This window comes from Streptomyces lydicamycinicus, assembly GCF_000829715.2.
Classification (GTDB): domain Bacteria; phylum Actinomycetota; class Actinomycetes; order Streptomycetales; family Streptomycetaceae; genus Streptomyces; species Streptomyces lydicamycinicus.
The window spans coordinates 17,770-40,045 of the sequence record NZ_BBNO01000004.1 but is presented as its reverse complement, the minus strand read 5'-3'; the positions used below and the strand labels follow the sequence as shown (position 1 = coordinate 40,045).

The 22,276-nt window shown below is 74.1% G+C and carries 17 protein-coding genes and 1 pseudogene; 9 read left to right on the top strand and 9 right to left on the bottom strand.

The window, feature by feature from the left end; translation table 11 throughout:
* Window positions 1–17 precede the first annotated feature (17 nt).
* The 3 genes and pseudogenes from TU31_RS13390 to TU31_RS39135 form a co-directional block, all read right to left on the bottom strand.
* On the bottom strand, window positions 18–248 hold the full coding sequence (locus TU31_RS13390) for a DUF397 domain-containing protein (protein ID WP_042154028.1): 231 nt from the start codon (window positions 246–248) through the stop codon (window positions 18–20).
* Window positions 249–298: 50 nt separating this feature from the next.
* A complete protein-coding gene (locus TU31_RS13385; protein ID WP_107070694.1) occupies window positions 299–3,433 on the bottom strand; it encodes an alpha-N-acetylglucosaminidase in 3,135 nt (1,044 codons plus the stop codon).
* A gap of 84 nt (window positions 3,434–3,517) precedes the next feature.
* Window positions 3,518–3,634 (bottom strand): annotated as a pseudogene (locus TU31_RS39135) (DNA-binding response regulator); the annotation flags it as partial.
* Window positions 3,635–4,268: 634 nt separating this feature from the next.
* Between TU31_RS39135 and TU31_RS13375 the strand changes: the two are divergent.
* From TU31_RS13375 to TU31_RS13365, 3 genes are read left to right on the top strand one after another with little or no spacing between them, the layout of a single operon-like run.
* Window positions 4,269–5,060: a GNAT family N-acetyltransferase gene (locus tag TU31_RS13375; RefSeq protein WP_042154024.1), complete on the top strand. Its 792-nt coding sequence runs from the start codon at window positions 4,269–4,271 to the stop codon at window positions 5,058–5,060.
* Window positions 5,057–5,944: a lysophospholipid acyltransferase family protein gene (locus TU31_RS13370; protein WP_052718931.1), complete on the top strand. Its 888-nt coding sequence runs from the start codon at window positions 5,057–5,059 to the stop codon at window positions 5,942–5,944. Before TU31_RS13375 ends, TU31_RS13370 begins: the two co-directional genes overlap by 4 nt.
* A complete protein-coding gene (locus TU31_RS13365) occupies window positions 5,937–6,650 on the top strand; it encodes a DedA family protein (protein ID WP_042154022.1) in 714 nt (237 codons plus the stop codon). The genes TU31_RS13370 and TU31_RS13365 overlap by 8 nt, the downstream gene beginning before the upstream one ends.
* Window positions 6,651–6,657: 7 nt before the next feature.
* Here the strand turns inward: TU31_RS13365 and TU31_RS13360 are convergent, their stop codons facing one another.
* The 3 genes from TU31_RS13360 to glnII form a co-directional block, all read right to left on the bottom strand.
* Window positions 6,658–7,293 carry a winged helix-turn-helix domain-containing protein gene (locus TU31_RS13360; protein WP_042154020.1) on the bottom strand — a complete coding sequence of 212 codons (636 nt, stop codon included), beginning with the start codon at window positions 7,291–7,293 and terminating at the stop codon, window positions 6,658–6,660.
* 405 nt (window positions 7,294–7,698) lie between these two features.
* Window positions 7,699–8,400 (bottom strand): rhomboid-like protein, encoded by a 702-nt coding sequence (locus TU31_RS13355; RefSeq protein ID WP_063770795.1) that lies wholly within the window; start codon window positions 8,398–8,400, stop codon window positions 7,699–7,701.
* 137 nt (window positions 8,401–8,537) lie between these two features.
* Entirely contained in the window at window positions 8,538–9,560 is a 1,023-nt protein-coding gene (glnII, locus tag TU31_RS13350; RefSeq protein ID WP_042154018.1) for a glutamine synthetase, read from the bottom strand.
* Between the two features lie 352 nt (window positions 9,561–9,912).
* Here glnII and TU31_RS13345 point away from each other — a divergent pair, with 352 nt between their 5' ends.
* From TU31_RS13345 to TU31_RS13335, 3 genes are all read left to right on the top strand, one after another.
* A complete protein-coding gene (locus tag TU31_RS13345; RefSeq protein WP_042154015.1) occupies window positions 9,913–10,821 on the top strand; it encodes a Gfo/Idh/MocA family protein in 909 nt (302 codons plus the stop codon).
* 92 nt (window positions 10,822–10,913) lie between these two features.
* Window positions 10,914–12,476, top strand: a complete 1,563-nt coding sequence (locus TU31_RS13340; protein ID WP_042154013.1) for an AMP-binding protein — start codon at window positions 10,914–10,916, stop codon at window positions 12,474–12,476.
* Window positions 12,477–12,602: 126 nt separating this feature from the next.
* Window positions 12,603–12,875, top strand: coding sequence for a hypothetical protein (locus tag TU31_RS13335; RefSeq protein WP_042154011.1), 273 nt, complete (start codon window positions 12,603–12,605; stop codon window positions 12,873–12,875).
* 96 nt (window positions 12,876–12,971) lie between these two features.
* Here the strand turns inward: TU31_RS13335 and TU31_RS13330 are convergent, their stop codons facing one another.
* Both TU31_RS13330 and TU31_RS13325 read right to left on the bottom strand, forming a co-directional pair.
* The gene (locus TU31_RS13330; RefSeq protein ID WP_042154009.1) at window positions 12,972–13,538 is read right to left on the bottom strand and encodes a PadR family transcriptional regulator; all 567 of its coding nucleotides are present in this window, start codon (window positions 13,536–13,538) and stop codon (window positions 12,972–12,974) included.
* Between the two features lie 74 nt (window positions 13,539–13,612).
* A complete protein-coding gene (locus TU31_RS13325; RefSeq protein ID WP_042154007.1) occupies window positions 13,613–15,628 on the bottom strand; it encodes an NADPH-dependent 2,4-dienoyl-CoA reductase in 2,016 nt (671 codons plus the stop codon).
* A 367-nt stretch (window positions 15,629–15,995) separates the two neighbouring features.
* On the opposite strand from TU31_RS13325, the gene TU31_RS13320 reads away from it, so the two are divergent.
* Window positions 15,996–16,865 (top strand): HalD/BesD family halogenase, encoded by an 870-nt coding sequence (locus tag TU31_RS13320; protein ID WP_042154006.1) that lies wholly within the window; start codon window positions 15,996–15,998, stop codon window positions 16,863–16,865.
* Window positions 16,866–17,027: 162 nt separating this feature from the next.
* The gene (locus tag TU31_RS13315; RefSeq protein WP_078885767.1) at window positions 17,028–18,842 is read left to right on the top strand and encodes a choline/carnitine O-acyltransferase; all 1,815 of its coding nucleotides are present in this window, start codon (window positions 17,028–17,030) and stop codon (window positions 18,840–18,842) included.
* A gap of 30 nt (window positions 18,843–18,872) precedes the next feature.
* Here the strand turns inward: TU31_RS13315 and TU31_RS13310 are convergent, their stop codons facing one another.
* Window positions 18,873–19,742 carry an Fpg/Nei family DNA glycosylase gene (locus TU31_RS13310; RefSeq protein ID WP_042154001.1) on the bottom strand — a complete coding sequence of 290 codons (870 nt, stop codon included), beginning with the start codon at window positions 19,740–19,742 and terminating at the stop codon, window positions 18,873–18,875.
* Between the two features lie 232 nt (window positions 19,743–19,974).
* Here TU31_RS13310 and TU31_RS35930 point away from each other — a divergent pair, with 232 nt between their 5' ends.
* On the top strand, window positions 19,975–22,275 hold the full coding sequence (locus tag TU31_RS35930; RefSeq protein ID WP_052718930.1) for a serine/threonine-protein kinase: 2,301 nt from the start codon (window positions 19,975–19,977) through the stop codon (window positions 22,273–22,275).
* Window position 22,276 lies beyond the last annotated feature (1 nt).

The window sequence follows — 22,276 nt, the reverse complement described above, 5'->3', positions numbered from 1 at the left end:
CGCCGGGAGCGGCGGCTTCAGGGCTGGAGGTCGAACTCGCCGTCCCGTGCGCCGAGGACGAAGGCGCGCCACTCCGCCTCGGTGTAGCGCAGCACCACATCGGGGTCCGTGGAGTTGCGCATGGCCACCGCGCCCCGCTCCAGGAAGGCGATCTCCACGGCCTCCTCGGAGTCGCCGGGGGCGCGCTGCCAGGTCGCGTCGGAGATGTCGAGGGCGTAGAGCCACTCCTTCTCAGCTGCGGCACTCATACCGTGATCCCCTCGCTCGTGGTGCGTTCCCGGGTCAGCGTACGCGGCGCTCAGGCGAGCTTCCAGCGGCGGAATACGGCCGTCCCGCCGTCCCCGGTGGCCGAGTTGGCGGCGGACTGGTGCAGTCCGGTGTCCTGCCGGGCGGCGGCGCCGGGGACACCGACGGTGGCGATGTCGCGCCAGGTCGTGCCGCCGTCGGTGGAGCAGGCGCCGGTGTAGCTGCCGGAGTTGCCGTTGTCCGTGCCGCGGGTCAGCCGGAGCAGTACGGGGGCGGTGATGCCGGTGAGCCGCCGGTAGGTGTCCAGGGTGCCGTCGCCGTTGGCGTCGTAGGACAGCACGACGCCGTTGGCGGGCGTCACGGACAGGTTGAGGAAGCCGAGGGCGTCCGGTGTGCCCGGGGCGGAGGCGGTGAGGCGGTTGCGGACGACGAGGCCGGCGCGGGCCCAGGGGCCGGTCGGGTCCTGCGCGGTCACCTCGACGGTGACCGAGCCGCCGGCGGTGAGGGCGTCCGGCCGGTAGAGCGCGCCGAATTCGGCGGTGGCCTTCCAGAAGTCCGCGCCCCCGCCATGGATGGCGAAACGGTCGTCCAACTGGCCGAAAACCGCCGCGTTGGTGGTGACCGTCCGCAGCCCCGGGTCCAGCGGCCCCGCCACGAACAGCGTGCCGTGCCGCGGCGTACGGACCCGCGGTGCGCCCTGCGGGCCGTAGTCGACGGTGAGGTCGTAGGGGAGCGGGTGCAGCGGGGCCTCCAGGGGGCCGGCCGGGGCGGTGACCCGCCAGTGGGCGCGGCCGGTGCCGCCGGGCGGGACCGAGGGCAGCGACACCGGGCCCGAGGCGGTGGCGTCGAGACCGGTCAGGGCGAAGTCCACCCGGCCGGTCGCCCGCAGCCCGTTGACGTTGCGCAGCGCCGCGGTGACCGTGGCCCGGCCGCCCGGCGGCAGCGCGGCCGGGTCGGCGGTGACCGTGACGGTGCCCTGGTAGGGGGCCCGGGCGAGGGTGTCGTGGACCCGCCGCGCGGTGCGGTACGCATCCGTCGTCGGGCGCAGCGGATGGCTGGTGCGGGCGCGGGTCCAGGGCTCTTCCGTGGCGTACCAGTCGAAGGTCTTCGGCGGGCGGTCCGCCGCCAGGGCGTCCGCGAGTTCGTCCAAGTACGCCTGCCACTGCGGGAGATGGACCTCGCCGATCAGGCCGTGCCAGTCGCGGTTGGCGTAGTTGGCGAGCGAGCCGCCGTCCGCGGTGGGCCGGTCCGCCCAGGTGGTGATGAGTGCCCGGGCGCTGTGTTCCAGCCGCGCCTCCTCCTCGGCGCCGGTCGCCATCGCACGGGCGTCCGCCAGCCACGGCCCCAGCAGGAACTGCCGGTGGGCGCCGGTGACCTCGTCGCTGAGCCGCATCAGCCGGAGCCAGAGTTCGGACAGCGCACGGAAGGTGTCCCGGTCCTTGCGCCGGTAGGCGTCCTGGAGCTGACCGATCAGCTGCCAGGACCGGTTGGCCAGCGCCTGCCGGGCGGCGTCCGTCAGATCGTGGCGGTAGGCGTCGCTGCCGCGCAGCGCGGGGCGGACCGCGAGCAGCGCGGCGAACGCGGTGTCGAAGGCCGCCGGGTCGAAGGCGGGGGTGTGGGTGGCGTAGACGGTGCCGGAGCGGGCGGCCAGGTTCGGGCGGGCGGCGAAGACGGAGTCGTGCGGGCGGCCGTCCTTGCTGGAGATCTCGTACGCGCTGGTGCGCAGCGCGGCGAACGCGGCACGGGCGTGGGCGTCGCGGGCGCCGTAACGGAGGTCGGCATAGCCGTTGAACCACGCGGTGCGGTCCACCGGGCGATCCCGCCAGGCCAGTTCGCCGAACAGCTCGAACGCGGCCGGGTCGCGCTCGGCGGCCTCCGGCATGTACGCGGTGCCGACGAGCCGGCTGCCCGGCTTGTCGCGCCAGGCGGTGAAGCGCTCGGCCCAGATATGGGTCTTGGCACCGACGGTGGTGCGGCCGCCGAAGTTGGGGATGGAGCCGAAGGCGTACGGCACCCCGCCCCAGTCCCGCTCCCGGTCGGTGACCGTGTCGAGGTCGCTGAGGCCGTCCACGATCAGCATCCGGTCGTGGTCGACGGCGTCCAGCAGATCGCGCCGCGGGTTGTCCTGCCAGCCCAGGATCACCCAGGTGGCCCCGGGGCGGGCGGTGCGCAGTGCCTTCTCGACCGCTCGGGCGGCCTCCGGCACCGGTACGTCACCGGGGTCGCCGCCCTCGTGCAGCAGATCCATCTTGAAGTGGTCGGCGGCGCCGAGGAGTTGCTCCTGGTGGCGGTAGAAGGCGGCGGCGACGGCGGCGAAGACGTCGGTGCGCGGATCGAGCCAGTCGGGGCGCTTGAGGCCCGCCCAGGTGCCCTGGGGGACGGTTCTGGCCCCGGGGTTGCGGGCGGCGAAACCGTCCGGGACGGTGCCGAAGTAGCCGGGGAGGACGGGGTGCATACCCAGCTCGCGCAGTCGCCCGGTGATCCGGCGCCCCAACTCTGCCCGTTTGGCGATCAGTTCCGGGCTGGTGGGGCCGCCGTAGCCGCTCATGTTCTGGAGCAGCCACCACGGCTGGTGCGAGGGCGCCGGGAGCCAGCCGCGGGCCTCGGCGTCGGAGTAGCCGAAGCCGGTCAGCAGCCGGTGGTAGACGGCCTCGGTGCCCGGGGTGACCAGCACCTCGTTCACTCCGCGCAGCGCCAGTGCGTCGATCAGCCGCTCCCAGCGCGGCCAGTCCGCGTACGGGGCGGTGTAGCCGTCGTGGGTGTCGTTGAGGGCGAACCGGTGCGGCAGTGAGGTCGCCCGCTCGACGGGGCCGTCCGGGGCGGGCAGCCGGCCGGGCAGCGCCACCTGGTCGCCGGCCCACGACAGATGGGCCCGGCAGGTGTACTTGAGGTACCAGTTGACGCCGGTCAGCGCCGCCGCGGGGGTGGTCCCGGCGACCGTGATGCGGCCCGTACGGCCCTCGATCCGGAAGCGGTCGCCGACGCCGTCCCGGGCGAGCGGCACCAGCGTGAACTGGTCGGCGTGGGCGGGCAGCAGCCGCCTCAGCGCGGCCCGTGCCGGTGCGGTGTCGTACCCGGGTGCTTCCTCCTGGCGCCGGGTGGGTGGTGTCCCGGCGGAGGCGGCAGCGGGGGCGGCGGCCCCGCCCAACGCCGCCCCGGCGCCGATCGCTCCGGCGGTTCCCAACAGTGCGCGTCGTGACGGTCGGCTCACGTGTGCCCCCAGTGCTCGGTGCTCACAACAGTCCCGTGCGGGGGGCACGCTAACGGTCGGTCAGCCGCGGTCCAAGTAGGCCGGAACCGCCGGCACCCGCCGGTTGCCGTCGTCCGACGGCGGCAGCCGGCGCTTGCCGAAGATGCGGGAGGTGTGCTTGGTGACCGCCCGCTCGGTGGCCCGCGCCGGGCCCTTCTCCACCAGGGCCTCGGTGGTGCCGAGGCTCATGCCCACGGCCACCGGTTGCGCCTGGGCGCCGTCGTGCAGATCCCGCTCGATCCGGCGCGGTCCGGCGGCCGACGGCGTCCACCGCGTCGTGCCGGGTCTCGGCCGGCCGCGCCACCCGCTCGGACGGCTCGGCCCGGGGCTCGCGTCAGAAACACCGCGGCGAGCAGGAAAAGCGCCCGGATCAGGGCAGGGCCGGCGTACCGGGCGAGCAGCGGAAAACCGGCGCCGAGCACCGGCAGGGTGAACAGCGGCCACGGATGCTCCGCGGGCAGTGAGCCCGGGCCGAGGAGGAAACCGCCCACCCCAGCTCCACGGCCGAGGTGAGTCCCGGGCCCCGGACCGCGGCGACCAGTGTTCTGCGGACCCTCATCCGTTCGCTCCCTGGGCTTCACGCGCCCGGCCGTCGGACCCGGGAACAGTCTGCCGCGTAGAGAAGGGCCAGGTCATGGGGTTACGTCCCGGCCGGGGTGTACCCGGCACCACCGTGGAGCGGCGCACCGTCCGCCCCGCACGGCCCCACCGGCCCCGCTGTCCCCACCGCCCGCCGACTCACCAGCCTCCCCCCTCCCCAAGGAGAGCTCTCATGAGCATGGCACCGGCCGCGTCCGCCGCCGACCCCCGCACCGCTCCCGCCACCGCACCGGCGGCCGCTCCCGCCGAGTCCGGCTACACCGCGGAGATCGCCGACACCCGCGCACAGATCCGTGCCGCCCAGCGCCTGCGCCACCAGGTCTTCGCCGAGGAGATGGGCGCGACCCTGCACTCCCCGCTGGCCGGCCATGACATCGACGCCGTCGACGACCTCGCCGACCACCTCATCGTCAGCCACACCGCCACCGGCGACGTGGTCGGCACCTACCGGCTGCTGCCGCCCGGCCGCAGCCCGCGGCTGTACTCCGACGGCGAGTTCGACCTCGGCGCCCTGGCGGAGCTGCGCTCCTCCCTCATCGAGGCCGGCCGCTCCTGTGTGCACCCCGGCCACCGCAACGGCGCGGTCATGACCCAGATGTGGGCCGCCCTCGCCCGCTACACCCTGCTCTCCGGCCACCGTTACCTCGCCGGCTGCGCCTCCGTCCCGCTCGCCGACGGCGGCACCGCCGCCGCCCACGCCTGGGAACTGGGCCGGACCCGCTACGCCGCCCCGCCCGAGCTCCAGGTCACCCCGCACCACCCCTGGCACACCACCCTCCCCGTCCCCGAGCGCCCCGCCCTCGCCCAGCTGCCGCCGCTGCTCCGCGGCTATCTGCGCATCGGCGCCGTCATCTGCGGCGCGCCCGCCCACGACCCCGAGTTCGACGTCGCCGACTTCTTCGTCGTCCTGGACATGGAGCGGCTGGGCGACCGCTACCGGCGCTACTTCCTGGGGGAACGGTGAACGGCCCCTGGGACGTCCACTCCGACTGCACCCCGGACTGCGCCGTACACGCCCTGCCGCGGGTACCGGCGACCCGGATCGCCCGGCGCGGCACCGCGTTCGCCCGCACCGTGCGGCGGGCGCTGACGGACGGCGAGCGGATGGCCGAGCCGGGACGGCTGCGGATCCACGCCCGCGCGCTGCTCGACGCGCTGGACATCCAGGTCGAGGGCGCCGCCGCGCTCACCGCCGGGGACGGCACCGGCACCCTCGTCGTCGTCAACCACATCTCCTGGCTCGACATCCTCGCCCTGCTCGCCGTCGAACCGGTCACCCTGCTCGCCAAGCGCGAGGTCGGCGGCTGGCCGGTCGTCGGCGGCCTGGCCCGCCGGGCCGGTACGCACTTCATCGACCGCACCCACCCCCGGCGGCTGCCGCACACCGTGCGGGAGGTGTCCGAACTGCTCGCCGCCGGACGGTCGGTGGCGGTCTTCCCGCAGGCCACCACCTGGTGCACCGCCGAGGCGGGCACCTTCCGCCGGGCCACCTTCCAGGCCGCCGTCGACGCGGGCGCGCCGGTCCGCCCGGTGACCCTGGACTACCGCCAGCAGGGCCTGCCCAGCACGGTCGCCGCGTTCTGCGGGGAGGACACCTTCGCGGGCTCGCTGCGCCGGGTGCTCGCCGCCCGTGCCCTGACCGTACGTGTCACGGCGCATCCGGTGCTGTGGCCGCTCGACGCGGGCCTGGACCGGCGCACGTTGGCGGCGATGGCGGCTCGCGCCGCGCTGGGCGGGCGCCCGGTGACGGCGGTGACGGGCGGCGGCGCGGCCCGGCCGGCCGTGTCCCTCCGGCCCGCCGCTCCGGTGCCGCACGCCCCGCCGCGGGACACCCCGGCCCATGTTTGAGCAGCTGGACCAGCTCACCGCGTCCCTTCAGGGCATGCTGGGCTCGCCCTGGCTGTGGCTGGTCGTCCTGCTGGTGTCCGGCCTCGACGCGCTGCTGCCGTTCATGCCGAGCGAGACCACCGTCGTCCTGGTCGCCGTGCTCATCGGCCCCGACCCGGCGTTGCTCGCCCTGCTGGCGGGTGTCGCGGCGGCCGGGGCGCTGGCGGGGGACTGTCTGGGCTACGCCGTGGGACGGTACGCGGGCCCGCGCGCGAGCGCCCGGCTGCTGCGTGGTGAGCGCGGCCGGGCCCGGCACCTGCGGGCCCGCGCCCGGGTCGAACGGCATGCCGCGCTGCTCATCATCGCCGGCCGCTTCCTGCCCGGTGGCCGGGTGGTCGCCGCCCTGTCCACCGGGAGCCTCCGCTTCCCGCTGCGCCGCTTCGTGGCGCTGGACGCGGTCGGCGCGGGCCTCTGGGCGCTGTCCAGCGCGGCGCTCGGCGGGCTGGGCGGGGCGGCGCTCACCGACTCCCCGGCCAAGGGCGTGCTGCTGGTCTCCGGTATCGGGCTGGTGGCGGCCCTCTGCGTGGGCTGTTGGCACCGGTGGGGCGGTCCGGCGGGCCGGGAAACGGCGCAGCGGTGCGGTCCCCGTGCGGGAGCGGCACCCGGCCGGGCGGGGGAGCGGATCCCCGCCCGGCCGGGCCTGCGGCAGCGTCAGGAGGGCGTCTGACCCTGCCTCAGATGCTCGGCACGTACTTGTAGCCGACCCGCCGCACCGTCACGATCGACGACCGGTGTGCGGCGCCCAACTTGCGGCGCAGCCGGGCGACATGGACGTCGACGGTGCGGCCGTCGCCGACGTGCCCGTAGCCCCACACCGTGGTCACCAGCTGGTCGCGGGTGTGCACCCGGTGCGGATGCGCGACCAGATGGGCCAGCAGCTCGAATTCGAGGTAGGTCAGGTCCAGCGGCCGGCCCTGGACCTGCGCGGTGCGCTGTTCGGGGTCGATCCGCACGATCGCGTCACCGGTCGGCGCGGGTGCCGCGGGCGCCTCGGGCACGGCGGCCGGCGGCGCGGCGGTGGCGGCGGCCTGTTCGGCCGGTACGAGGACGAGATAGCCGACCATCGGCGGCCGGCCGGGCAGCGCGGGCAGGCTGTGCTGGGGCGCCGGCAGCCAGGTCGCGCCGGAGTTCAGCAGCTCGGCGACCGACACGGCGCTCGGGTGCGGAGCCCCGCCGGCCGGGGCGGTGGCGGGCAACGGATGGGCCTCGTCGGGTGTCACGGCGCGCAGCCGGTGACGGTGGGCGGGCGCCGCGGCGGCGGGAAGCGGGGCGGTCGCGGAACCGGCGGTCATGGTACGGAGGTTCGTCATCAGGAATCAGCTCTTTCGCGCAGCGGGGCGTCGGGGACGTCATGCGCGCGGGCAGGGCAGCGGACGCCGGTCAGCGGCGTCGGAGAGGGGTGTGCGGGCCCGCGCTCAGTGCGCGCGGCAACACAGACGGTCGAAGGCGTGCGCCTGCCGGGACGGCCAGAAAGGCTCTAGGTCGCTGCGACCTGTCGCGGTGTCGGTGAGGCTGGCCATGGCCCTATTGAACCAGACGGTCGGTGATCTGTCCCCGGCGTGCGGCGCCCGGTGACGGGATTCCGCCGCGCCGGACCCGCCCGGACACCGGGACCGGCGGCACTCCTGGCCCGACTCGGCTCGTCCGCAACGGAGTTGGCGACCGCGCGGCGGGGAGGGCCATGGCCGGAATCCGCCGCGCGACGCCCCTGCCCCCTATGCCTGCTTCGTCCCCGCTCCGCCGCCGCCCGTTGCTCGTCGCATCCCCGCCCCCATCGCCACCCCGAGCGCCAGGGCCGCCAGATGCCCGGCGTCGGTGAACGTGCGCCCCCGGCGCAGCACGGGCGCGGTCGCCAGCGCCAGCAGCCCGCCGGTGGCCGCCGCCCGCAGGCCGCGGTGCGGGACGGTGGCGGCGAGGGCGCCCACCGTGGCGTTGAAGCCGTAGCTGGCCCCGACGTCGATGGCCTGTGCGGTGGCGTCCGGCGCCGCGTCCCCCGTGGGCCCGTGGGCGGGACGGCCGTGCCCCCGCGCCCGCAGGCCCGCGTAGACCAGCAGGCTGGCCCCGATGTGACCGGCCATGAACACCCCCGCCGCGCGCCCGGTGCCCCAGCGCGCCTCGGCCGTACCGAGGGCGGCGAGCAGCGCGGCGCCGTACGGCAGCGGCAGCGGATGTTCGACGAAGGCCGCGCTGGTGACCAGCGTCCGCCACCGCCCGGCCCGCAGATTGGCGACATTGGTGGAGTGCGCGCGCAGCAGCTCGGTGCGCCGCCGGGCGGGCAGCCGCGCGGTGGCGTACGCACCGAGTTGTACGCCGCCGACATACAGCGGCGTGGCCCAGGGCACGGCGGTGCGGCGGAGGCGGGTCAGGATCTCTGGTCGGCTGCGGCCCGGCCCGGTCCCGGCGTTGATCGTCAGCATGCCCTCAGCCTGCCAGCAGCCACCGACGAACGGCCCGGACCTGCCGCGTCCGGCGGCAACGGGACCACACCGCCCCGGACATGCGGAGGGGCCGGACCTGTCCGGTCCGGCCCCGCTCACGCGCTCCTCCGGAGGCGTCAGACCTGCATGCGCCGCGCCAGCTCGGTGCAGCAGGTGTCCACCATCAGCCGGGTGACCACATACGGGTCGACGTTGGCGTTCGGCCGCCGGTCCTCGATGTAGCCCTTCTTCTCGACCTCGACCTGCCAGGGGATGCGCACCGAGGCACCACGGTCCGAGGCGCCGTAGGAGTACGCGTCCCACGGGGCGGTCTCGTGCGCGCCCGTCAGCCGCTCCTCGATGCCGGTGCCGTACTGGCGGACGTGCTCCAGCGGCTTGTCGCCCTGGCCCAGCGCCTCACAGGCGGTGATGATCGCGTCGTAGCCCTCGCGCATCGCCCGGGTGGAGAAGTTGGTGTGCGCGCCCGCGCCGTTCCAGTCGCCCTTGGCCGGCTTGGCCTCCAGCGAGGCGGTCACGCCGTAGTCCTCCGCGACGCGGTGCAGTAGCCAGCGCGCCACCCACATGTGGTCCGAGACCTCCAGCGCGGGCAGCGCGCCCACCTGGAACTCCCACTGGCCGGGCATGACCTCGGCGTTGATGCCGGACAGGCCCAGCCCCGCCGCCAGGCACAGGTCGAGGTGCTTCTCGACGATCTCCCGGCCGAAGATCGCGTCCGCGCCCACACCGCAGTAGTAGTCGCCCTGGGGGGCCGGGTAGCCGCCGCCCTCGGGGAAGCCGAGCGGGCGGTCACCCTTGAGGAAGGTGTACTCCTGCTCGATGCCGAAGATGGCCTCCTGGTCGGCGAACCGCTCCGCGACCGGGCGCAGCAGCGCACGGGTGTTGGAGGGGTGCGGGGTGAGGTCGGTGTGCAGCACCTCGCACAGCACCAGCAGGTGGTCGCCGCCGCGGATCGGGTCCGGGCAGCTGAACACCGGCTCCAGTACGAGGTCCGATGCGTGGCCTTCGGCCTGGTTGGTGCTGGACCCGTCGAAGCCCCACCGCGGCAGCTTGCTGCCGTCGGTCAGGATCTTGGTCTTGGAGCGGAGCTTGGCGGTCGGCTGGGTGCCGTCGATCCAGATGTACTCGGCCTTGATGGTCACGGGGTCCTCTTCACGGTCGGTGCGGGTACGGTGCGGGCGTACCGGAGCACTCTCGCAACGCGCCATTTCTCGTCCGTTGCTCGTTTGTGAACCGCAGGTTACCTAGCCGGACATCCAGGCTTTTCCAAGGTTTTCTTCGCTGGCAGCCTGGGATTACTTCCTTGCTGCGCCTGTCTTCTCGCTATTTCGATGTGACGGAGACCTCAGGTGGACGCCGCTTCGGCAGCCCCTCGGACCCCGGGCCGGCCCGACGCCACCGGACCCGCACCGGGCCCCGCCGACCCGGCTCCGGGCCCACGGCACGGCCCGCGAAATCGGCGTCCCGCCCCGCGCCCCGCGAGACACTGGCCCCATGACGACCCTGCGCATCGGACTCCTCGGCACCGGCCCCTGGGCGCGGCGGGTCCACGCCCCCGCCCTGGCCGCGCACCCCGGCGTCGAGCTCACCGGCATCTGGGGGCGCCGGCCGGAGGCCGCCGCGGCGCTGGCCCAGGTCCACGACACCCGCCCCTACGACGCGCCCGACGAACTGTTCGCGGCCTGCGACGCCGTCGCGATCGCGCTGCCGCCGTCCGTCCAGGCCCCGCTGGCGGTCCGCGCCGCCGAGGCCGGCCGCCACCTCCTCCTGGACAAGCCGGTCGCCACCTCCGTGCCCGAGGCCCGCGCCCTCGCTGCGACCGCCGACCGCGCGGGGATCGCCTCGGTGGTCTTCTTCACCGCGCGCTTCGGGGAGCAGGAGGGGGAGTGGATCGCCGCCCAGGCCGCGGCCGGCGGCTGGTTCACCGCGCACGCCGACTGGCTCGGCTCGGTCTTCGCCGAGGACAGCTCCAGCCCGTACGCCGCCTCGCCCTGGCGCCGTACGAAGGGCGGGCTGTGGGACGTCGGCCCGCATGCGCTGTCGGTGCTGCTGCCGGTCCTGGGGGACGCGGAGGCGGTCACCGCCACCCGGGGCCCGGCCGACACGGTGCTGCTGACGATGCGGCACAGCAGCGGGGCGGCCAGTACGGCCACGGTCGGCCTGGCCGCCCCCGCGGCGGCCGCCGGCGTCGAGATCACCCTCCGCGGCACCGCCGGTATCACCACCCTGCCGCGCCGCCTGGACGGCCCCGAACCGGCCTACCACCGCGCCGTCGACGCCCTGCTCGCCGCCACCGCGACCGGTCTGCCGAACGCCTGCGATGTCCACTTCGGCCTCCGGGTCACCGAAATCCTGGCGGCGGCCGAGGAGACGCTGAGCCCGCTGATGCCTCTGGAGGCATGACCACATGGCGAAATTGGTCGTGGAGGGCATCAGCGGCGGTCCGTAGCGTCAGGGCCGTCAGCTGTCCGTCCCGGCCCAGGGAGCCCCACGCCATGACGCCCGCCACCGGCTTCACCAGCTATACCGATGTGCTGCTCGCCGCCCTCGCCCGTGACCGGTCCCGGCCCGTCCTGATGACGGACGACGGGGACGAGGTCACCGCGGGCGCCCTGTACGACACCGTGCACCGCATGGCGGCCGTGCTCGCCGGCCGCGGCATCGGCCACGGGCGGACCGTCGGCCTCCTCAGCGGCAACCGCCCCGAGGTGCTCGCCGCCCGCTACGCCGCCAACCTCCTCGGCGCCCGGGTCGTCTTCCTCTACGACGGGATGGCCGCCGAGACCCTGGCCCGGATCGCCGAGAGCGCGGAGACCGCCCTGCTCCTCGTCGACCCGGCCCTGTACGGCACCGCACGGGCGCTGCTCCACCACACCCGAGGCCCCGCGCCCGACGTGCTGACCCTGGGCCCGGTGCCCGCGGCTGCCGACCCGGCCCCCGACCTGCTGGCCGCCTGCGCCGCCCTCCCCGCCACACCCGAAGTGCCCGCCGGCGCCGTCCGGCCCGAGGACGACTGGTGCATCCGGCACACCGGCGGCACGACCGGCATCCCCAAGGGCGTGCGGATGCCGCACGCCCCGTACGCCGGGATGCTCCGGCACCACCGCATGGAAGGCGCCGGTGACCCGCCCCGCTTCCTCGCCTGCACCCCGCTCGCCCATCTCGCGGGCGTCCTCACCGATGCCACCCTCGCGGCAGGCGGCACCGTCGTCCTGCACCACGCCTTCGACCCCACGGCCGTCCTCGCCGCCGTCGCCCGCGACCGCATCACCCACCTCTGGCTGCTGCCCCCGCTCCTCTACCGCCTCCTCGACGACCCCACGCTGCCCGGCACCGACCTCAGCTCCCTCACCCGCATCACCTATGGCGGCTGCGCGGCCTCGCCCTCCCGGCTGGCGCGGGCCGCCGAGGTCTTCGGGCCGGTGCTGTACGGGGTGTACGGCATGTCCGAGGCGATGACGATCACCGAGGCCCGTCCGGAGGACCACCGCACCACCGGGCCCGGCGGTCGGATCACCGCCGGCCGCGCACTGCCCGGCGTCACGCTCGCCATCCGTGACGCGGACGGGCGGGAGCTGCCCGCGGGGGAGCGGGGTGAGGTCCACGTACGGTCCGCCGGGGTGATGACCGGCTACTGGAAGCAGCCGGAGCTGACCGCGCAGGTGCTGCCCGGTGACGGCTGGCTGCGCACCGGCGACGTCGGCATCCTGGACGACGACGGCCGGCTCTACCTCGTCGACCGGGTCAAGGACCTGATCATCGTCGTCGGCGGCCATGTCCACCCGGCGGAGGTCGAGGATCTGCTGCACACCCACCCGGCGGTCGCCCACTGCGCCGTCTACGGGGTGCGCGGGCCGGACGAGACCGAACAGGTGCATGCCGCGGTCGTCCCGGCTCCGGGCCACCGTGTGGACCCCGCCGCCCTGCGCGCCTTCGTCACCGAGCACCAGGGGGCCCTGTACGCCCCGGCCGCGGTTCATCTCGTCGACGCCATCCCCCTCACGCCGGTCGGCAAGCCGGACAAGACGCGGCTGCGTGCCATGGCCGCCGCGGCCTGACCCGGGGCCGTCCGCAGGGCCGTCCTCGGGCCGTCAAATCCCCTCTGGCCAGGGGCTTTTGTCAGTGGTGGCCAGTAGAATGGGAACCAGTCAGTGAGGGTTCATCCACGCTCCAGGAGGTCGCCGATGGCCGCTGCCACACTCATGACGAAGCCTCTCCCGGCCCACCCACTGCCCAAGAAGCCGCTGCCCGCCGGATGGCCGCGCGAGCGGTATGAATCGCACAACCGCCGCCTGAAGGCCATGCGGCTGGCCATCGCCCTGCTCGACACCGGCGTCTACCGCCCCGAGCAGGCCCACAACCGCAAGATCCGCAGCACCGCCGCCGAGATAGGGGTGCACGCCCCGTCCGACACGACCTGCCGTCTGGTGCGCGCCCTCCTCTACGACAACTGCTGACGGCTCCCGGCGCATCAACAGGGCGGCCGGCCCCGGGACTTCCCCCGGGGCCGGCCGCCCCATGCCGTTCCCGCGCCGGCGTACCCGCGGTGCGGCTCAGCCGCCCGCGCCGTCCCCCGGGGCCGTCGCCGCGTCCATGTCCGTCACTTCGGCCAGCGCCTCCGCCAGCCACTCCACCCAGAAGGTCTCCAGCCCGATCCCGGCCCGCAGCACCAGCCGCCGCAACCGGTCCTCCGGGTCCGCCGCCGCCCCGAAGTCGCGGTCCTCGATCTCCTGGTACTCCGCCAACTGCCGCCGGTGCAGCGTCAGATGGCGCCGCAGCTCCTCGTCGAGCCCGGCCCGCCCCACCACCGCTGACGCCCGCAGCCGCAGCAGCAGCGCGTCCCGGATGGGCTTGGACTCCTGCTCGCCGGAGGCCCAGCGGGTCAGCTCGGCCCGGCCCGCGGGCAGCACCTCGAACTCCTTCTTCTGCCCCCGCGACGGCTGTTCGCTCGGCAGCGCCCGGATGAACCCGGCCTGCTCCAGCTTGCCCAGCTCGCGATAGATCTGCTGATGGGTGGCCGACCAGAAGTAGCCGATCGACCGGTCGAACCTACGGGTCAGTGCCAGCCCCGACGACGGCTTCTCTAGCAGGGCGGTGAGGATCGCGTGCGGGAGTGACATGGGGGAATCCTAGGTCGCGGCGGCCGGGACGCCGCGGCCTCGCGCCGCCCGCCGCGTCCCGGTCCCGCGCCGGCTCACAGGGCCGCCGCCAGCTCCGTCCCCTGCTTGATGGCGCGCTTGGCGTCCAGCTCCGCGGCGACGTCCGCACCGCCGATGAGATGCACGGTGCGCCCCTCGGCCAGCAACTCCTCGTACAGGTCCCGGCGCGGCTCCTGCCCGGTGCACAGCACGACGGTGTCCACCGGCAGCGTGGTCGCCGTGCCGTCGACCGTGAGGTGCAGGCCCTCGTCGTCGATCCGCTCGTACGCCGCCCCGGCGACGCTGGTCACGCCCCGGTGCCGCAGCTCCGCACGGTGGATCCAGCCGGTGGTCTTGCCGAGACCGGCGCCGACCTTCGACGTCTTGCGCTGGAGCAGATGCACCTGCCGCGGGGCCTTGGGGCGCTCGGGCGTGCGCAGCCCGCCCCGGTCGCCGTAGCCGGTGTCGACGCCCCAGGCGCGGAAGTAGGCCTCCGGGTCCTGGCTCGCCGCGTCGCCGGCATCGGTGAGGAACTCCGCGACATCGAAGCCGATGCCGCCCGCCCCGATGATCGCCACGCGTTCGCCGACCGGCGCCCCGTCCCGCAGCACATCGAGGTAGCTGACGACGCTCGGGTGGTCGATGCCCTCGATCTCCGGGGTGCGCGGGGTGACCCCGGTGGCGACCACGACCTCGTCGTAGGCCCCCAGGTCCGCGGCGGTGACCGGGGAGTTCAGCCGTACGTCCACGCCATGGCGCTCGAGCTGGTGGCGGAAGTAGCGCAGGGTCTCGTCGAACTCCTCCTTGCCCGGTATCCGCTTGGCGATGTTCAGCTGCCCGCCGATCTCGGCCGCGGCGTCGAAGAGGGTGACCGCATGGCCGCGCTCGGCCGCGGACACGGCACAGGCGAGTCCGGCCGGTCCGGCGCCGACCACGGCGAGCCGCTTGCGCCGCCGGGTGGGAGAGAGCACCAGCTCGGTCTCGTGGCACGCCCGCGGGTTGACCAGGCAGGACGTGATCTTCCCGCTGAAGGTGTGGTCGAGGCAGGCCTGGTTGCACCCGATGCAGGTGTTGATCGCCTCGGCCTTGCCGTCCCGCGCCTTGGCGACGAAGTCCGGGTCGGCGAGGAAGGGCCGGGCCAGTGACACCATGTCGGCGCGTCCGTCGGCGAGCAACTCCTCGGCGACCTCGGGGGTGTTGATGCGGTTGCTGGTGACCAGCGGGATGCTCACCGAGCCCATCAGCCGCTTCGTCACCCAGGTGTAGGCGCCGCGCGGCACCGAGGTCACGATGGTGGGGATACGGGCCTCGTGCCAGCCGATACCGGTGTTGATGATCGTGGCCCCCGCCGCCTCGATCTCCTTGGCGAGGGTGACCACCTCCTCCAGCGTGGAACCGCCCGGGACGAGGTCCAGCATGGAGAGCCGGTAGATCAGGATGAAGTCGGTGCCGACCCGCTCCCGGGTGCGGCGGACGATCTCCAGCGGGAAGCGCATCCGGTTCTCGTACGAGCCGCCCCACCGGTCCGTGCGCTGGTTCGTCGCGCCGACGATGAACTCATTGATCAGATAGCCCTCGGAGCCCATGATCTCGACACCGTCGTACCCGGCGGACTTGGCCAGCTCCGCCGCCCGCACATAGTCCTCGATGGTCTGCTCGACCTCGTCGTCGGTGAGCGCGTTCGGCACAAAGGGGCTGATGGGCGCCTGGAGCGCGCTCGGTGCGACCAGATCGGCGTGGTACGCGTACCGCCCGAAGTGCAGGATCTGCATCGCGATCCGCCCGCCCGCGGCGTGCACCGCCTCGGTCACGGTCCGGTGCTGCGCGGCCTCCGCCTCGGTGGTGAGCTTGGCCCCGCCCTCGTACGGCCGGCCCGCGTCGTTCGGCGCGATACCGCCGGTCACCATCAGGCCGACGCCGCCGCGCGCGCGGGCGGCGTAGAAGGCGGCCATCCGCGCGAAGCCGTTCTCGGCCTCCTCCAGCCCGATGTGCATCGACCCCATCAGCACCCGGTTGGGCAGGGTGGTGAACCCGAGGTCGAGGGGGCTCATCAGGTGGGGGTACTGGCTCATGGGGGCCTCCAGGCGCGGTGGTCGTGGCAGTAGTTGTAGACCAGCCCCCCAGAGTTATGCAACAAGTTGCAAAAAACGTGACGCAGCCGACTCCGCCGCGCGCCGGGCCGCCCGGCTCCGCCCCGCACGGCGCGCAGTTGCCGGGTCGCGCAGTGCGACGTGTCACAGACAACCCGGCGACGCTGTGGGAGCTTCAACTGTGCTGCTCCGTGCTGGAGTTGCTGCAAGAGGAGTTGCCGAAGAGCCGGGGCGCGGACCCGACGGCGCGCGGACCGCGGGGACGGCCCGGAGGGGCGTTCCCGGCGGGGCGCGCGGCCGTGGGCGGCCTCCGGCTCACGACGGTCTGCCCGCATGTGGAGAGGATCGAATGAGCACTGCGCAAGCCCTCACGCTCGACCAGGTGGTCGACACCGCCCGGTACCCCCTGCCGGAACCCGACAGTGCCGGGGGACAGGCCGTGATCTCCCGGGCCCGGCACGAACTCCGGACGCTCGGCTGCACCGTGCTGCCGGACTTCGTCCGCCCGGCGCTCCGCGCGGCGCTGGAGCAGGAGTGCGCCGCCATCGCCCCTCAGGCGCACTTCGACATCGAGACGGTCAACGTCTACAACATCGCGGTGGACGCGGACCTGCCGGCCGGCCACCCCGGCCGGCGGACCTTCCAGCGGGGCAACGCCTTCGTCCCGCGGGACCGGGTGCCGGAGGAGTCGCTGATCAGCCGGCTCTACTCCGACCCGGTGTTCCAGGACTTCCTGGCCCGCTGCTTCGGACTGCCACGGCTGCACGAGCTGGCGGACCCGCTCTCCGGGCTGGTGCTCAATGTCGTCGCCCCCGGCATGGAGCACCCCTGGCACTTCGACACCAACGAGTTCACCGTCAGCATGCTCACCCGGCAGGCGCAGGACGGCGGCGTCTTCGAGTACTGCCCGAACATCCGGTCCGCGCACGACGAGCGCTTCGACGACGTCCGGGACGTCCTGGACGGCCGGGGCGAGCGGCTGATCCGGCGCCTGCCGCTGCACCCCGGCGACCTCCAGCTGTTCAAGGGCCGCTACTCGCTCCACCGGGTGAGCCCGGTGCGCGGCGAGACCGCGCGCCACTCCGCGATCTTCGCCTACAGCGAGCGGCCCGGCGTCATCGGGAGCGTCGCCCGCACCCGGCAGCTCTTCGGCCGGGTCCTGCCCGCCCACACCGCGGCCGAGGGCCGGGCCGTACGGGGCGACCGGCTGCTGGACTAGCGGACGGCCCGGACCCCGCGTCGTCCGCACATGTCCCCGCTCCGCGCGCCATGGGGTGACGGACACGGTGGGTGACGGCGCGACCATGGATGAGTGACAGCACAGGTCCCCGTGATCCGAATCGAGAGAGCAGAATTGAATAACCATCAGGAAAGGGCCGCCATGACGACCTTCGCCCAGGAGGACAACCTCCCGCGGGTGCCGCTGCCCACGCTGGAAGCGAGCTGCGAGAGGTTCCTCGCCTGGTGCGCGCCGCTGCTGACCGCCGACCAGCGGGCGGCGACCGAGGCGGAGGTGGCCGCCTTCCTCCGTCCCGGCGGCCCCGGCCGGGTGCTTCAGGCGGCGCTGGAGGAGTACGACGCCACGGAGGGCGTCCACAGCTGGCTCGACACCTTCTGGCCGTACCGCTATCTGGGCCGCCGGGACCGGATCGCGCTCAACGCCAACTTCTTCTTCCTGTTCCGCGACCCCGCCCCCGGACAGCCGCAGTCCCAGGTGGAGCGGGCGGCCGGGCTCATCGCCGGCGCCGTCGACTACAAGCGGCAGCTCGATCAGGAGCTCATCCCTCCGGTGGTGCAGCGGGGCGTGCCCCAGTCGATGGTGCAGAACAAGTACCTGTTCTCCGCCACCCGGATTCCCGGGGCGGAACAGGACACCGTCCGCAGCCCCTACACCGACGCCTGGCCCGGCCCGTCCGACGCCCGGCACATCGTGGTGTTCCACCGCGGCAACGTGTTCCGGATGGAGGTGCTGGGCGCGGACGGGGTTCCGCACAGCCTGGACGACCTCGAAGCGGGCCTGCGCGCCGTACAGAAGGCCGGTGCCGAACCGGCCGCGGCCGGCACCTCGGTCGGCCACCTCACGACCATGGCGCGCGCGGAGTGGGCCGCCGCCCGGGAGTCCCTGCGCGCCCACCACCCCCGCAACGCGGCCGCCCTGGACGACATCGAGACCGCGCTGTTCTGTGTCTGCCTGGAGGACGCCGCCCCCGCGGACGTCCAGGAGGCCTGCGACCGGCTGCTGTACGGCGACGGCGGCAACCGCTGGTTCGACAAGGCCGTGTCCCTGATCGTCTTCGCCGACGGCCGGGCGGGCATCAACGTGGAGCACTGCGAGCTGGACGGCACCACCATCCTCAGCTTCACCGACGCCCTGCTCAGCGCCCCGGCCGAGGAACACTCCCGCCGCTCCGGCGCCCGCTCCCAGGGGCTCCCGGCCCTGGAGCCGGTCCTCTTCGAGCTGGACGACGCCCTCCGGGCGCAGGTGCGCTCCGCGGCCGACGCCTTCGCGGAGTACGGCGCGAACACCGCCACCCGCACCGTCTCCTTCGACGACTTCGGCAGCACCACCGCCAAGGCGCTGGGCGCCTCACCGGACGCCTTCGTCCAGCTCGCCTACCAGCTCGCCCATCAGCGGGCCAAGGGGCATCTCGGCGCCACCTACGAGTCGATCGCCACCCGCCAGTGGCGGCGCGGCCGGACCGAGGCGATGCGGGTCGTCACCCCGGAGATCCAGGCGTTCGTCGCCGCGATGGAGGACCCGGCGGCCTCCCCGGACACCCGCCGGGCCGCGTTCCGCGCCGCCGCCGGGAAGCATGTGGCGCGCGCCAAGGAGTGCCAGGCCGGCCAGGCCCCCGAGCAGCATCTGTGGGAGCTGGAGCTGATCCAGCGGCGGCGCGGGGCGGAGCTCGGGGTGACCGAGCAGCCCGCCCTCTACCGGACCCCGGGCTGGCTGACGATGCGGGACGACTACCTGAGCACCAGCTCCGCCCCGTCCGAGAACATCCAGTACTTCGGCTTCGGCTCCACCAGCAGCCGCTGTATCGGCGTCGCCTACGTCCTGCTGCCCGACCGCTTCCACCTCTACCTCAGCACCCCCCTGGCGGTGGCCGGCCCGATGCAGGTCTTCGCCGACCGGCTCCGCGAGGCGGTGGCCGAGCTGCGGGAGCTGCTGGCGTCCGGCAGCTCCGCGGACTGACCGTCCCGGGCGGGCCGGCGGCCGTCCCCGCTACTTCAGCAGCCGGGACAGTCGCCGGTCCGCCAGGGGCTTGCCGCCCGTCTGGCAGGTGGGGCAGTACTGGAGCGCCGAATCGCTGAACGACACCTCGCGCACCGTGTCCCCGCAGACCGGACACGGCTCCCCCTTCCGCCCGTGCACCCGCAGCCCGCTCTTCTTCTCCGCCTTGAGGTCTTTCAGGGCCAGCCCACGGGACCGCTCGACCGCCTCCGTGAGCGTGCTTCCGACCGCCGCGTACAGCCGCTCCACCTCCTCCCCGGAGAGCGCCGCGGCCAGTTTGAACGGCGACATCCGGGCCCTGTGCAAAATCTCGTCCGAGTAGGCGTTCCCGATCCCCGCCAGCACGCTCTGATCCCGGAGCACGCCCTTGATCTGCCGGCGCTCGCCCTCCAGCAGCGCACGGAAGGCGGCCAGGGTGAAGTCCTCGCCGAGCGGGTCGGGCCCGAGCCGCGCCACCCCCGGCACCTCCTGCGGATCCCGTACGACATGGACCGCGAGGTGCTTCTGACTCCCCGCCTCGGTCACGTCGAACCCCGCCCCGTCGTCCGGATCGGCGAGCCGCACCCGCAGCGCCAGCGGCCCTTTCCCGGGCCGCGGCGGCACCGCCGGCAGCGTGTCGTTCCATCGCACCCACCCCGCCCTGGCCAGGTGCAGCACCAGATGCAGCGCCCCGACCTGAAGATCGAGAAACTTCCCGTGCCGCGTCACCCCCTCGCACGCGCCCCCTTCGAGCGCGGTGACCGGTGGGTCGTAGGTCTTCAGCGCATGCACGGCCACGGGATACACCCGGCCGACGGCCCGGCCGGCCAGACGGCCGGCGAGGAACTGGGCGAGCGACTCAACTTCCGGCAATTCAGGCATAACGTCAGTCTGCCCGGAGGGCGCGCCCGGCGCGTGGCGGAGGGGTAGCGGGGCGGTCCGGGAGCCGCCCCGTCAATCCCGGTCAGCGGGGGCGACATGCTGCCGCTCCGACGAGCCGCCGACGCCAACAGCCGTCACACCACGGCATGTTGGGCCGAGCGGTTGATCCGAACCGGGGTGGCTGCCCACGGCTCCGGCAGTAGCCTGTGGGGGCTCATTGAAGGGGGATGCGATGAAGCAGCTCGAGGCCGGGGACCCGCGGCAGATCGGGCCCTACACACTCCTGGGCCGGCTGGGTGCCGGCGGGATGGGGGCGGTGTACCTCGGCCGGGCCCGGGGCCGCACGGTCGCGGTGAAGGTGGTGCGGCCGGATCTGGCACAGGACGACGCGTTCCGGGACCGGTTCCAGCGCGAGGTCGAGGCGGCCCGGCTGGTGTCCGGGGCCTTCACGGCGCCGGTCGTGGACGCCGATACGCGGGACGAGCTCCCCTGGATGGCGACCGCCTTCGTCGTCGGCGTCTCGCTGGACCAGGCGGTCAGCACCCGGGGCCCGTTGCCCGAGGGCGTGCTGTGGGCGCTGACCGCCGGGGTGGCGGAGGCGCTGGCCAGTGTGCACGACGCCGGGCTGATCCACCGGGACCTGAAACCGGCGAACGTGCTGCTGGCGCTGGACGGGCCGCGCGTCATCGACTTCGGCATCGCGCGGGCCGTCGACGGCACCGCGCTGACCTCCACCGGCGCGATCATCGGCTCGGCCCCGTACATGTCGCCGGAGCAGGCGGTGGGGGAGGCGCTCACCTCGGCCAGCGACATGTTCTCGCTGGGTTCGGCGATTGCCTTCGCCGCGGGCGGGGAGAGCCTGTTCGGCGCGGGCGCGGCCGCGGGCGTCCTCTTCCGCATCGTGCACACCGAACCCGATCTCGGTGCGGTCCCGGCCGGGCTGCGGGACCTGATCGCGTCCTGTCTGGCCAAGAACCCCGAAGACCGGCCGACCCCGCGCCAGGTGTCCGAGTCCGTCGAGCGGGAGGGCCACCCCATCCCGTCGGGCGGCTGGCTCCCGGAGGCGGTCGCCGCCGACATCATCGCCGTCCGCGCCGTCATGACCACGCTGCCCGAGCCCCCGCCGACCCGGCCGTTCACCCATATGGCGCCGGTCCTCGGCAGTGCGGCCTCCGGGGCGGCGGAACCCCTCCCGGCGGCGCCGGACGGTTCGGGGCCGGGCCACCCGGAGCCGGGCGATCCGGTTGCGGGCCACCCGGAGCCGGACCGCCCCGACCCGGACCGCCCCTGGACGAGCCGCAGGAAGCTGCTCCTCGGGCTGGCCGGCGGAACGCTCGCGGTGGCCGGAGCGGGGACCTGGCTGGCCCTGAGCGGTACCGGGCAGGCCGGCGGCGGGTCCGGCCTCCGCCGCCCCTCCGGCGACGATGTCCCCGAGGCGACCCTGGCCTGGAAGGACAGACAGTCCGCGGCCTGCCCACAGGTGATCTCGACCCACGGTGTCGTGGTCTGCCCCTCCCTCGAACGGGTCCTGGCGCTCGACGACGAGGGCAATACGAAGTGGACCGTGAACGGCGCCGACCACGGCCTCGCCCTCTCGGTGCAGGGATCGGTGCCGAACGTCATCGCCGCGGTGGACGACGGCCATCTGTACGTGGCCGGAGTGGCGATGAAGTCGGCGGCCGCGCGGAGCGCCGTGCTCGCGATCGACCTGACCCAGGGGAAGGCCGCCTGGAGCGCCACGCTGGACCGGCCGCACACCCAGGGAGTGCTCCGCTTCTGCGGCGTCCTGGACGGCACGGCGTATCTGCTCGGCTTCGGGGACGGCAAGGACCACGGCCCGTCCCCCGTGGGCTACCACGTCTGGGCGTTGGACCTCGCCTCCCGTAAAACCTCCTGGCTGTACGGCGAGGACGCGGACCTCCTCTTCTCGGCCCTGCCGCAGCGCGGTGACAACGCCCTGTTCGCCGGCGCCACCCGGGTGCGGGCACTCGACGCCAAGGGCAAGGTCGCCTGGTCGAAGAAGACGGAGCCGCACACCCTCGACGCCGCCGGGCGGCACTTCGTCCTCGTCGACGGCGGCGGCCGGATGTCGGCACTGGACCCGGCGACCGGAAAGAACCTGTGGACGGTGCCGGACATCGTCCCGGCGTCCCTCCGGGGCGGCGGCATCGCCACCGACAAGGACGGGAAGGTCCTGTACGCCCTCTGGCAGGACGAGGACCACGGCTACTCCCTGGGAGCCCTGGACGGCGGGACCGGCCGCACGCGCTGGAAGGTACCGCTCCCCGCCGACTCCAAGGACTCCCGGGCCTTCGGTGCCCGCCTCCTGTGCGCCGACGGGAACCTGTACCGGATGGGTGCGGACTCCGTCGTCTGGGCATGTGACCCCTCGAACGGCAAGCCCCGCTGGAAGTACACCGGCATGAAGGGAACCGATCCCACGAAACTGGCGTGGACAGCCGGTGACGGGCGACTCTGCCTCTCGGACCCGACGGCCACGACGGTCGCCGCTCTCCACGCGAACGGAGCCTGAA